Annotated in this window: 13 protein-coding genes; 8 read left to right on the top strand and 5 right to left on the bottom strand. The window is 67.9% G+C overall.

Going from position 1 to position 11,940, the window contains the following annotated elements; all coding sequences use genetic code 11:
* Positions 1 to 24: 24 nt before the first annotated feature.
* Complete coding sequence (locus tag OG326_RS22665; RefSeq protein ID WP_327139108.1) at positions 25 to 921, bottom strand: SDR family NAD(P)-dependent oxidoreductase; 897 nt, start codon at positions 919 to 921, stop codon at positions 25 to 27.
* A gap of 241 nt (positions 922 to 1,162) precedes the next feature.
* Between OG326_RS22665 and OG326_RS22660 the strand changes: the two genes are divergently transcribed.
* Entirely contained in the window at positions 1,163 to 1,783 is a 621-nt protein-coding gene (locus OG326_RS22660; RefSeq protein ID WP_327139107.1) for a TetR/AcrR family transcriptional regulator, read from the top strand.
* Between the two features lie 14 nt (positions 1,784 to 1,797).
* On the opposite strand, the gene ilvD is transcribed toward OG326_RS22660, so the two are convergent.
* The gene (gene ilvD, locus OG326_RS22655) at positions 1,798 to 3,477 is read right to left on the bottom strand and encodes a dihydroxy-acid dehydratase (RefSeq protein WP_327146557.1); all 1,680 of its coding nucleotides are present in this window, start codon (positions 3,475 to 3,477) and stop codon (positions 1,798 to 1,800) included.
* Between the two features lie 271 nt (positions 3,478 to 3,748).
* Here ilvD and OG326_RS22650 point away from each other — a divergent pair, with 271 nt between their 5' ends.
* The 5 genes from OG326_RS22650 (at position 3,749) to OG326_RS22630 (ending at position 8,197) form a co-directional block, all read left to right on the top strand.
* Positions 3,749 to 4,762, top strand: coding sequence for a YdcF family protein (locus OG326_RS22650; protein WP_327139106.1), 1,014 nt, complete (start codon positions 3,749 to 3,751; stop codon positions 4,760 to 4,762).
* Positions 4,763 to 4,896: 134 nt separating this feature from the next.
* Positions 4,897 to 5,697: an alpha/beta fold hydrolase gene (locus OG326_RS22645; RefSeq protein WP_327139105.1), complete on the top strand. Its 801-nt coding sequence runs from the start codon at positions 4,897 to 4,899 to the stop codon at positions 5,695 to 5,697.
* Positions 5,694 to 6,983 carry a PP2C family protein-serine/threonine phosphatase gene (locus tag OG326_RS22640; protein WP_327139104.1) on the top strand — a complete coding sequence of 430 codons (1,290 nt, stop codon included), beginning with the start codon at positions 5,694 to 5,696 and terminating at the stop codon, positions 6,981 to 6,983. Before OG326_RS22645 ends, OG326_RS22640 begins: the two co-directional genes overlap by 4 nt.
* A 111-nt stretch (positions 6,984 to 7,094) precedes the next feature.
* Positions 7,095 to 7,496 carry a hypothetical protein gene (locus OG326_RS22635; RefSeq protein WP_327139103.1) on the top strand — a complete coding sequence of 134 codons (402 nt, stop codon included), beginning with the start codon at positions 7,095 to 7,097 and terminating at the stop codon, positions 7,494 to 7,496.
* Between the two features lie 77 nt (positions 7,497 to 7,573).
* The gene (locus OG326_RS22630; RefSeq protein ID WP_327139102.1) at positions 7,574 to 8,197 is read left to right on the top strand and encodes a TetR/AcrR family transcriptional regulator; all 624 of its coding nucleotides are present in this window, start codon (positions 7,574 to 7,576) and stop codon (positions 8,195 to 8,197) included.
* A gap of 40 nt (positions 8,198 to 8,237) precedes the next feature.
* Here OG326_RS22630 and OG326_RS22625 read toward each other — a convergent pair whose 3' ends face one another.
* Positions 8,238 to 8,492 (bottom strand): hypothetical protein, encoded by a 255-nt coding sequence (locus OG326_RS22625; protein ID WP_327139101.1) that lies wholly within the window; start codon positions 8,490 to 8,492, stop codon positions 8,238 to 8,240.
* 189 nt (positions 8,493 to 8,681) lie between these two features.
* The gene (locus OG326_RS22620) at positions 8,682 to 9,833 is read right to left on the bottom strand and encodes an FAD-dependent oxidoreductase (protein WP_327139100.1); all 1,152 of its coding nucleotides are present in this window, start codon (positions 9,831 to 9,833) and stop codon (positions 8,682 to 8,684) included.
* A gap of 145 nt (positions 9,834 to 9,978) precedes the next feature.
* On the opposite strand from OG326_RS22620, the gene OG326_RS22615 reads away from it, so the two are divergent.
* Positions 9,979 to 10,611 (top strand): TetR/AcrR family transcriptional regulator, encoded by a 633-nt coding sequence (locus OG326_RS22615; RefSeq protein WP_327139099.1) that lies wholly within the window; start codon positions 9,979 to 9,981, stop codon positions 10,609 to 10,611.
* A gap of 224 nt (positions 10,612 to 10,835) precedes the next feature.
* The gene (locus OG326_RS22610) at positions 10,836 to 11,321 is read left to right on the top strand and encodes a carboxymuconolactone decarboxylase family protein (protein WP_327139098.1); all 486 of its coding nucleotides are present in this window, start codon (positions 10,836 to 10,838) and stop codon (positions 11,319 to 11,321) included.
* A 125-nt stretch (positions 11,322 to 11,446) separates the two neighbouring features.
* Here the strand turns inward: OG326_RS22610 and OG326_RS22605 are convergent, their stop codons facing one another.
* Positions 11,447 to 11,866 carry a VOC family protein gene (locus OG326_RS22605; RefSeq protein ID WP_327139097.1) on the bottom strand — a complete coding sequence of 140 codons (420 nt, stop codon included), beginning with the start codon at positions 11,864 to 11,866 and terminating at the stop codon, positions 11,447 to 11,449.
* Positions 11,867 to 11,940: the final 74 nt, after the last annotated feature.

The following is an 11,940-nucleotide window of genomic DNA, read 5'->3' as shown; positions in this document are numbered from 1 at the left end:
GCCCGCATCGCCGGGGGTCATCGACTAACTCGAGGCGATGCCGACGAGTTCGGCGGAGCGGTCCCAGGCGCGGCGTTGCAGGGGTTCGTCAGTGCGGATGCGTACGGGGGGAAGAAGATTCGCGCCGGGGGTGGAGGAGAAGAAGTGGCCGGTGGTGTCGGTGAGGGTGGCATCCAGGACCAGGCGCAGGCCCATGGCCGCGCCCTGCTGCGGGGTGCGCACCAGGGGGGTGCGGGACAGGGCCCGGGTGGCGGAGGTGAGGATGCCGCTGTCGCGGGTCAGGCCCGAGGCCACCATGCCGGGGCAGAAGCTGTTGGCGGTCAGCGGAGTCGGGGTCAGGCGGCGGGCGAGCTCCTGGGTGAACAGGATGTTCATCAGCTTCGATCGGGCGTAGGCGAAGAGGGAGCCGACCGGGCTGTATCGATCGGGTTCGGCGAACTCGGCCAGGTTCACGCGCGGCCACATGCGGTGCGCCTCGGAGGCGGTCACCACGATGCGCGGTTCGGTGCCCGACTCGAGTTGCGGCAGGAGCGAATTGGTCAGCAGGAACGGGCCGAGATGGTTGGTGGCCATCATCAACTCGTAGCCGTCGCCGGAACTCTCCGCCGGGATCGAGTGGATGCCCGCGTTATTGACCAGGACGTCGATCCGGTCGTAGCGGCGGCCCAGTTCCGCGGCGGCCGCGCGTACCGATCCCAGATCCGACAGATCGGCCAGGACCACCTCCGGTGCGGCGGCGGCGCCGTCCTCGGCGGCGAGTTCGCGCGCGGTGGCCTCGGCCTTGTTCGCATTGCGCGCGAGGATCGTCACCGCGGCGCCGCGGCGCACGAGCGCTCGCGCGATTTCCTTTCCGATCCCGTTGGTCGCGCCGGTGACGAGGATCCGTTGGCCGGTGACCGTGCGCTGGGGGTAGCTGGACATGAGGACATGCTCCTAACCGCATCAGGAACGCCGAGAAATCACTCCGAAGGCCGGTCCCGTATCGCGGTGTGTGGGGCCATGGTGTTCAGATGCTCTCAGCAGTCAGATGTCGATGACATCTGTACTTCACAGGATATTCGGCCGCGCGCGGGAGTTGTCAACAGCGGCAAGCAGATTGGCGGCTGCTGCGGAGCCGGGCAGCGCGCCGGGTCCTGAGTATTCGCTCGGTATACTCCGGCGGGTGTCCAAGCGGTTGAGTCGTTCCGAGTCCCAGGCTCGTACGCGCGCTCGACTGATCGAGTCGGCCACCGAGCTGTATCTGCGTGAGGGATTCGCCGCGACGTCCAACGATCAGGTCGCCGAGACCGCCGGATACAGTCGCGGGGCGGTGTATTCGAACTTCGCCAGCAAGGAAGAGCTCGCGCTCGCGGTGCTCGATCAGCACATGGCCCGGCAGTTCGAGGCGGTCGAGCACGCGCTCGATCACGGCACGGTGGCCGACCGGTTCGCCAATTTCCAGCAGTGGCTCGACCAGACACTGGGCGAACAGCAGTGGGCGCTGCTCAAAGCCGAACTGGCACTGGCCGCGCGCCGCAGCCCCGCACTGCTCGAGCAGCTCGCCGCCCGCGACGACCAGGCCCGCGCGACCGTCACCGTGCTCATCGAACGGGTCATGAGCGATACCGGCCTCACGCTGCCGATCGATCCCCCCACCTTGGCCAGACTGATCCTGGCCCTCGGCAGGGGAATCGCCTTGGAGGGCGTCACCGAACCGCACCCGTCCGGTGCGTGGCTCACCGAATTCCTCAGAACCACACTGCAACCGGTCACGCTGATGCTGACCGACCCCGAAGCGCCGTAGCGACGCGTGCTGCCTCAGTCGCAGACGGCGCCGTAGGAGGCCGAACCGACCAGCTTGGAATACTTCGCCAGCACACCGCGGGTGTACCTGGACGGCAACGGTTCCCAGCCGATTCGGCGCTCGGCCAGTTCGCTGTCCTCGACCAGCAGATCCAGGGTGCCGGTGCCGACGTCGAGCCGGATCCGGTCACCGTCGCGGACGAAGGCGATCGGGCCGGCGTCCACGGCCTCGGGCGCGACGTGCCCGACGCACAGTCCGGTGGTGCCGCCGGAGAAGCGGCCGTCGGTGAGCAGCAGGACATCCTTGCCCAGTCCCGCGCCCTTGATGGCCGCGGTGATGGCGAGCATCTCGCGCATGCCGGGCCCGCCCTTGGGGCCCTCGTAGCGGATGACCACCACATCACCAGCCGCGATCGTGCCGTCCTCGAGTGCGTCCATCGCCGCCCGCTCGCGATCGAAAACCCGTGCGGTGCCGACGAATACGTCGGAGTCGAAGCCCGCCGACTTGACCACCGCGCCGCCGGGGGCGAGCGATCCGCTCAGAATGGTGATGCCGCCGGTGGGATGGATCGGCGCGGACATCGCCCGCAGCACCTTGCCGTCGGGATCGGGCGGGGCGATCTCGGCGAGGTTCTGCGCCACCGTGCGCCCGGTCACGGTGAGGCAATCCCCGTGCAGCAGACCGGCATCCAGCAGTGCCTTCATCATCACCGGCACGCCGCCGATGCGGTCCACATCGGTCATCACATGCCTGCCGAAGGGTTTGACGTCCGCCAGGTGCGGGACCGTGCGGCCGATGCGCGCGAAATCGGCGAGCGCCAGATCCACGCGCGCCTCGTGCGCGATGGCCAGCAGATGCAGCACGGCATTGGTGGAACCGCCGAAGGCCATGACCACCGCGATGGCGTTCTCGAAGGCTTCCTTGGTCAGGATGTCGGAGGTGGTGATGCCGCGGCGGATCAATTCCACCACCGCTTCGCCGCTGCGCCTGGCGTATCCGTCGCGGCGGCGATCGGTGGCCGGGGGCGCGGCGCTGCCCGGCAGGGACATGCCCATCGCCTCGGCGGCGCTGGCCATGGTGTTGGCGGTGTACATGCCACCGCACGCGCCCTCGCCCGGGCAGATGGCCCGTTCGATGGCATCGACGTCCTCGCGGCTCATCAGCCCGCGCGAGCACGCGCCGACCGCCTCGAACGCATCGATGATCGTCACCTCGCGCTCGGTGCCGTCCGAGAGCTTCGCGATTCCGGGCAGAATCGAACCGGCATAGAGGAATACGCTCGCCAGGTTCAGCCGCGCCGCCGCCATGAGCATGCCCGGCAGCGATTTGTCGCAGCCGGCCAGCAGCACCGAACCGTCGAGCCGTTCGGCCTGCATGACCGTCTCGACGCTGTCGGCGATCACCTCACGCGAGACGAGCGAGAAGTGCATCCCCTCGTGCCCCATCGAGATGCCGTCCGAGACCGAGATGGTGCCGAACTGCATGGGGAAGCCGCCGCCCTGGAAGACGCCGTCCTTGGAGGCCTTCGCCAGCCGGTCCAGGGAGAGGTTGCACGGGGTGATCTCGTTCCACGAGGACGCCACGCCGATCTGGGGTTTGACCCAGTCCGCATCGCCCATCCCCACCGCGCGCAGCATGCCGCGCGCGGCGGTCTTCTCCAGTCCGTCGGTGACGTCGCGACTGCGGGGCTTCATATCGGGAGTCTTGCGATCATCGGTCACGGTTGACCATCATCTCCCGGCCCGATCCGAGGAGCAGCATCACCACGCGGGTCCTGCACGCCACCGGCGGCGGCACCCCTCCGGGGCCAGGACACCGCGCCGGTGGAAAACCGCCCTCCCACTGGGTAATACCGGCCGCCGGACGGGGTAATGCCCGCGGTATGGCCATGATCAGATCCCGGAAAAACGGACCTCGAGGCGACCGAGTTCGAATCGGACTTCGAGTGGGCTCTAAGGTGACCCCGTGATTCTGCTCACGGTCGGACTGGCTCTGCTCGGTGTCTTCGCGGTGCGTTTCCACATGGACAGGCGGCGGGTGAGCAATGGCGTCTATCTGATGCTGGCACTGGCGTGCACGGGAGTATGGCTGGTCGGCACCGGCGGCGATATCGATCTGGCGCTGGTGCTCGTGCGGTTGCTCGTGGTCCTGCCCCCGCTGGTGGTGCTGGTGCTGGCGGGCCTGCTGATCGGCAACGGCCGGGAGATGATTCGGCGCGAAGGGGCGCGCAACGGGAATCTGATGTCGATCGCGCCGGGGCTGGTGCTGCTGGTCCCGTATGTGCTGCTCGGTGTCGCCGCGGCCACCGGGAATCTGCGCTCGGCCGCGCTCGCGTCACTGATCATGGCGGTCGGCTATTTCGGGTTCGTGTTCGCCAGTTTCGCGCTGTACGCGCTGATCTACGGCTGGCTGCCGTATCGGCCGGGCATGGACGCGATCGTGGTTCCCGGGTGCGGTCTCATGGGCGCGCGGGTGCCGCCGCTGCTGGCCAGCCGGTTGAACCGCGCCATCCAGATCTACTGGGAGGAGGTCGCCGCGGGGCGGCATCCGGTGATCATCACCTCCGGCGGCAAGGGTTCCGACGAGGCGGTCTCGGAGGCGTCCGCCATGGCCGCCTACCTCACCGAACGGGGTGTGCCGAGCGAGAGCGTTGCACTCGAGGAACGCTCGACCACCACCCGGGAGAATCTGCTGTTCATCAAGCGGCTGCTGGGCGAGCGCGGCGCCTCCACGCGAATGGTGTTGGTCACCAGCAACTTCCATGTGCTGCGGACAGCGATCATGGCCCGCCGCCTGAAGCTGGACGCCGAAGTCACCGGCTCGCGAACGGCTTTCTACTTCCTGCCCAGCGCGATTCTGCGCGAATTCGTCGCGCTCCTGGTCGCCTACAAATGGACCAATATCGTCGCGTGCCTGGTGCTGACGGCGGTGCCGCTGGTACTGGCCCTGGTCACCGGCAGGGTACCCATGAGCTACTGAGTTCCCCGCGGCTTCCTTGCTTGTTGATCACAGAGACGGTAACTTCCGCTTCCAGAATATCTGCACCAGTGAGTGTAGATATTCTGGAAGTAGAGGTCCCAGGCGTGGCGATCAGGCATGGAAGGATAGACCAGATGAGTGTGCGCAGCAGGAACAACGTAGTCGTCACCGGTTCCGACGCGGGACCGACGGTGTTGCTCGCGCACGGTTTCGGCTGCGACCAGAATCTGTGGCGCCTGATCGTGCCGCAGCTGGCGCAGCGATACCGGGTAGTGCTGTTCGATCATGTCGGCGCCGGCCGCTCGGACACCTCGGCGTGGTCGGCCGAGCGCTATGCGAACCTCGACGCCTACGCCGAGGACATCATCGACATCTGCGCCGAGCTCGAGCTCAGTGATGTTGTGCTCGTCGGCCATTCGGTATCGGCGATGATCGCCGTACTGGCCGCCAACCGGGTCCCCGAGCGCTTCGCGAAACTGGTGCTGCTCACGCCGTCGCCGCGCTACATCGATGACGGTGAGTACCGCGGCGGGTTCAGCCGGGCCGATATCGAGGAGTTGCTCGATTCGCTGGACGCCAATTATCTGGGCTGGTCGGCCACCATGGCTCCGGTGATCATGGGCACTCCGGATCGCCCCGAGCTGGGTGCGGAACTGACCGACAGCTTCTGCCGGACCGACCCGGTGATCGCGCGGGTCTTCGCACAGGCCACCTTCCTGTCCGACAATCGCGCCGATCTGCCTCAGGTCGCGGTCCCTACGCTGGTGATCCAGACCGCGCAGGACGCGATCGCCCCGCGTGAGGTCGGCCAGTTCGTGCACAACGAGATCTCCGGCAGCTCCCTGGTGACCCTCGATGCGATCGGGCACTGTCCGCAATTGAGCGCACCGGAGCTCACCGCGGCGGCGATCATCGATTTCGTGGATGAAAGATGATGTGCCGCAATGACGATCAGGTGCAGGGCGGGGGCGATCGGGAGCACGAGAGCTCCTCCGGTGATCCCGGTTCCGGTGATCGAGGTTCCGGTGATCGCGGCGCCGACCCGGCGTTCTCGGCACTGCTCGAGGACAGCGCCGAGGACCTCTACGAGCATGCCCCCTGCGGTTATCTCTCCACCCTGATGGACGGCACCATCGCCAAGATCAACACCACGCTGCTGGAGTGGCTCGGCTTTCGGCGTGCGGAATTGGTCGGCCGGCGCAGATTCAGTGATCTGCTCACCGTGGGCGGGCGGATCTACCACGAAACCCACCTCGCGCCCATGCTGGCGATGCACGGCCGGGTCGACGGTCTGGCACTGGAATTGCGGTGCACGGACGGGACACGGCTGCCGGTCCTGGTGACCTCGGTGGTGAAGGCCGGCTCCGACGGCACCGCGCAGTTGATCCGCACCACGATCTTCGACGCCCGCGAGCGCCGCGCCTACGAACAGGAACTGCTTCGCGCCCGCCGGGCGGCGGACTACGAACGCGACCGCGTGCAGAAGCTCGCCGCCACGTTGCAGCGCACGCTGCTGCCCCCGACACTGCCGGCGGTGCCCGGGGTGGAGGTCGCCGCCTACTACCACCCCGCCTCGGCCGACGAGGTGGGCGGCGACTTCTACGATCTGTTCCCGCTCGCCGGCGGGTCCTGGGGGTTCTTCCTCGGCGACGTGTCCGGCAAGGGCGCGCCCGCCGCCGCGGTGACCTCCCTGACCCGCTACACCCTGCGCGCCGCCGCGGTCTACGACCCGGATCCGCTGTCGGTGCTCGGCAATCTCAATACCGTGCTCCACCAAGGACATCGGGGCGCCGGGGCGCGCTTCTGCACCGTCATCTACGGCGCTCTGCTGCCCGAATCCTCCGGCGCCGCACTCACGGTGGCGGCCGGCGGGCACCCGCCCGCACTGCTGATCCGCGCGGACGGCACTCTGACCGCGATCGACACGCCGGGCGGCATGCTGGTCGGCGCGCTGGCGGATGCGGTGTTCACCGGCGCGAACGTGCACCTGGACCCGGGCGACACGCTCCTGCTCTACACCGACGGCCTCACCGAGGCCCGCATCCATGACCGGGAACGCTTCGGCGAGGAGCGCTTACGCGAATTCCTGCGGGCGTTCGGGCCGACCACGGCCCCGGCGCTGACAGCCGCGGTCACCGAGCTGCTCACCGGATTCGGCGACGGCGTCGACGACGATGTCGCGCTGCTGGCCCTGAGCATTCCGTCCGCCCCGCACCAGTAGCGGCGAGCATCAGCACAGCGGAGGGCACAAAGCCGGGACCAGGGCACCCCGCTAGCGGTAAAATTGCCCTCTCACCTGGCAATACTTGATCTATCCCTGGAGATGATCGGCATGATCCGATTCCGGAAGTCGGCCCTCACAGTGACCACTCTCGGCGCCGCGGCGGCTGCGCTGGTACTGGCCGCACCCGACGCGTCGGCCTACATCAACAGCGTGAGTGTGTCCTCGGGCTCGAGCATCCCGCTCGGCAGCGGCGGATACGGCACCAATTGCTCGTACACGGTCACGGTGAACGGCAGTCCGTACGAACAGATCTGGCTCTACGACACCAATACCGCCACCTTCGGCCAGCAGCAGTTCAACCTGGGCAGCGGCGGCACGGGCACCTCCACCTGGACCCCGACCTCGACCGGTTCGCACTACATCGAAGCCTGGTCCTACAACGGGCAGCAGTGGGTGCAGGTGCAGGTCGGCACGGGCATCAATCTGGGCAGCGCCTGCGTGGTCAGCTGAGCGTGCGCGCCGCGTGATCGGGCACCCCGGCCCCGGGTGTGCGCCGCCACTCGGGTCCGGGCACTACTCTTCAGGAGGTGCAGACCGAGCAGCCTCCCTCCGACGCCGAACCCCGTATCTGGGGCGGAACGACTCTCACCGAACGCCGTGAGGCCCGTCGCGCCGCGCTGCTCGACGCCGCCCTCGACCTGATCGGCGAGTCCGGGGCCGGTGCGGTCACCATGCGCGCGGTCTGCCGCAAGGCCACGCTCACGGACCGCTATTTCTACGAAAGCTTCACCAGCAGAGACGAACTGCTCGATGTGCTCTACCGGCAGATCGCCGAGGAGTTCCTGGAGCCGATGACCGCGTTCGCGGTGGGCGATGATCCGCTGCGCGATCGCGCGCTTTCGGAGGTGCTGGTCGACAAGGTGCTGCAGGATCCCCGCAAATCGCGCCTGTTCCTGGTCGAGCCGTACTCCTCCACGGGCCTGGGCCAGACCACCATCGCGGTCATGCCCGCCTTCACCCGGCTGATTCAGGACCACCTGTTCGCCCATATCGCCGATCCCACCCGCCGGCGCCTGGCCGCGGTCACCATGGCCAGCGGCAATGCCGGCATGTTCTCGGCCTGGCTCAACGGCACATTGCGCGCGACCCGCGATCAGATCGTCGATCACCTGGTGCAGACGATCGCCGCGTACCGCAGCATGTACCGCTGAGCATTCCGACTTCGCCGGTGCCTCGTCCGGTCGTGCTCGGTCAGTCGTGCATGGTCGGACTCGGGTTGGGGCGGATGCGGACGGTGGGATCGGTGGCCACCATCGTCGAGGGCAGGGCGCCCAGGCGCCCGTCGTCCTTGTAGACCACCGACACTCCGCTCGCGACCGCGTACGACAGGTCCCGGTCCACCAGCAGTTCTCGCGCCCCTACGTTGAAGACGAACACCTCGTCGTTCTCGACGATGGTGCGATCGTCCAAACAGAATGTGCCCCAGCGCCATTCAGGCTGCAACACATCTCGAACACTCTGCCGCGCCTGCTCATACGTCACGCCCATGCTTCTCCCCGCCACTCCCGGACCCAAGACCGCACACACCACACATTTGCCTAACGCATTGTCCTCCATGCCCTTTGCCAGCACGGAAACCTGCGCATCGACGGCGCGTCGGCGTCATGAATTGGTGCGGCGGCGACAATTCGGGCCTCAGACGCTGCTGCCGAACAGCTGTGCGGCCATCTCCAGGGAGGCGTCGATGGTGGCGAAACCCCGTGGCAGCATGACCGCTTCGTACGCGCCGACCGCGGCGATCAGCGACTGCCGCCCGCGCGCGGCGGCGAGCAGTTCGCCGGCCAGGGTCTGCGCATCCCGCAGCGCGGTGTTCGCGCCGACCCCGCCGGTGGGCGGCATGGTGTGGATGGCATCGCCGAGCAGGGTGACCGGGCCCGGCGTCCAGGGGCCGACCCGCTGCCCGGCGCGCAGCGCGATCGGGAAGAAGGAGTCCGCGTCGGCGTGCGCGAACAGTTCCCGCAGCGCCGGATGCCAGGCGGCGGTGGCCTGCACGGCCAGGGTCCACAGCTGCCGGGCGGAGAGCTCGGCCAGCCGCTCGTGCGATACGCCCAGGTGTTCGGGGGTCGCGAGCAGCGTGATCATCAGGTAGTCCGAGGCGCCGGCGGGCGGGCGGCGGAAGCGCACGGGCGCGAATCCGGCGCCGCAGCCGGCATTGTCGGAAACCCAGGAGAAGCCGCGTTCGACCGCCGGCGGAATGAGCGCGCGAGTGACCTCGGTGAGCGTCATGCGACCGTAGAGGCAGCGGACGCCGAGATCGCGCACGCCGGCATGCGGGAGCAACTGCCTCCGCACCGCCGATCCCACGCCGTCCGCGCCGATCAGCAGGTCCGCCTCGTCGGCGGTGCCGTCCGCGAATTCCACGCGCACCCGGCCGGAGTCGGTGTGGCGGTAGCCGCGCACCTCGTGCCCGAAGTGCACGATATCGCCCAGTCCGGTCAGCAGGCCGTGGCGCAGGGTGTTGCGGTCGACATTGGTGATCAGCTCGTCGGTGATGCCCGGAAACGTCTGTGTCAGCACCGGATCGAGCTGTTCGGTGTACATGCCGACCACGTCGTCGTTGGTCCCGCTGCTCTGGCGCACCAGTTCGAACGTCGCGGCGGGCAGGCAGCTGCGCAAGGCCCGGTCGCCGTTCTCGTCGATGTGAATGCGGAAGCCCTGGTGGCGAATTCGCGGTGTCGGGTCCTGTTCGTGGACCGCGACCTCGAGCCCGCCGTGATGCAGCGCCTGCGCCAGCGCCAGTCCGCCGACACCGGCCCCTGCGATGAGAATCCTCGCTGTCTTCGACATATCGCGTGTCCTTCGTTGTGCGGGACGCCGATCGCCCCTGTCTCACCACCTCATGCTCGGCCCGTCGCTCCCACCGTGTCAAGTGTTTGTTTGATTAATTCATATGTCCACTTGAACCAATCAGGCATTGGGTATGCTCACTGCTGTGCCCGATCCGAAACCTCGCAGGTCGCCCAAGCCCCAGGACCGCCAGCGCGATCCCGAACGCACCCGCGCGCTGATCCTCGACGCGGCGGTCGCGGAGTTCGGCGCGCACGGTTACGCGGGCGCGCGCATCGCCGAGATCGCCGCCCGCGCCGGGGTGAACGTGCAGCTGATCTCGTACTACTTCGACGGCAAAGAGGGCCTGTACCAAGCTGTTTCACAGCAGTGGCAGCAGCGCCGGCGCGAGCTGGTCCCCCCGGGCACCGCACTGCCGGAGCAGCTGCGCACCTATGCGATGGAGGCGGCGCACAATGCCGCGGGTGCGCGCCTGCTGGCCTGGACCGGCCTGCAATACACCGGCCCCGCCGACGATCCGGAGCACACGCCGCGCACCCGCATGCTCGGGGAGGGCGTACAGCAATTGCGCGAACTGCAGGAGGCCGGTCACCTGCCCGCCGCGCTGGATCCGCAGTGCCTGCTGGTCATGCTCATGGCCGCCGCCATGGCCCCGACCACCCTGCCGCACGTCATCGAGGGCGTCTGCGACACCGACCCGCGCTCCCCCGAATTCATCGCCCACTACGCCGACCAGATGGCCCTGCTGGCCCGCCACCTCGGCCTGGACCCCGCCTGATTCGGCCACCGAACACGCTGCGCGCCACCATGATTCACAGCTGAGGCACTACACGGTTCCCGGCCGGTCGATCGCGTCGCCGCTGCCGATGCCGACCGCCGATACCGCACACGATGCGGGGCGTTGTGGCGCCCGCCACAGCGGGGCACTGTCACAGAAATCGGGTCACCGGCATCTCATGGTCGTCCGCTGCACAGCGCAGCGCTAGAAGTGAGGACGACGTCATGGAATCGCGTTTGAATATGTTCGATACCGAGGTCGGCGCCAAGTTCGCCAAACGATTCGCCACCGCGGCGACGGTGCTCATCGGGTCGCCGCTGCCGAAGGTCACGCAGGAGCTGGTGATGTTGCGGGTGAGTCAGATCAACGGCTGCGGGTTCTGCACCGATGCGCACGCCAAGGATCTCGCGCATGCCGGAGAACCCGCGGTGCGGATCAATCTGGTCGCGGCCTGGCGCGAGAGCACGGTCTACACCGAGCCCGAGCGGGCCGCGCTCGCGCTCGCCGAGGAGGGCACCCGCCTCGCCGACGCCCATCACGGCGTGTCCGACGAGACCTGGGCGCAGGCGCGCAAGCATTACGACGACGAGCAGATCGCGGCGCTGGTCGCACTGGTGGCTCAGATCAATGCGGCCAATCGGCTCGGTGTGATCCTGCGCCAGCAGGGCGGGTCCTACAAGCCCGGCGCGTTCGCGGCCACGGCCGACTGACCGAGGTGAATCCCGGCCCGGCCCAGGATCATCGGATCCGGGCCGGGCCCGCCCGAGCGCCGGTGCTTCCCGCTCGATGCCCTCAGGGCACACGCACCGGCGATGACGTGCCGGCGGCGACCGGATCAGGCCTGTGCGGGCAGTTGCGCCAGGCGCAGATTGTTGCCCGACGGGTCGCGGAAGGAGCAGTCGATGCCATAGGGCTGCTCCTGCGGCTTCTCGGTGAATTCCACCCCGCGCGACTGCAGGGCCTCGAAGTCGCGCTGCACATCGTCGGTGGTCAGGAAGACCGCTCCGGCATAGCCTTTGGACATGAGGTCGCGCACCTGCGCCTGGGTCTCCGAATCCATCACCGGCGCCCCGGGCACGGCCATGAGGACGATCTCGAGCTCGGGCTGCCCGACGGGACCGACCGAGAGCCAGCGGAAGTCACCCATCTCCGGCATGGTCACATCACTACGCAATTCCATACCGACCTTCTCGGTATAGAACGTGAGCGCGGCGGCCTGGTCGTGGACCCACAGCTGCACGCTGGAAATCTTCATTGTCGGTTCTCCCTGATCGGACCTGTTGCGGACTGTGCTGAACGCTAACCGGCCCGCAGCCGCTGAGTCTTCTC

The organism is Nocardia sp. NBC_01327, assembly GCF_035958815.1.
Lineage (GTDB): Bacteria > Actinomycetota > Actinomycetes > Mycobacteriales > Mycobacteriaceae > Nocardia.
The sequence above is the reverse complement of the archived record's forward strand: the minus strand, read 5'-3'. Positions and strand labels throughout refer to the sequence as shown.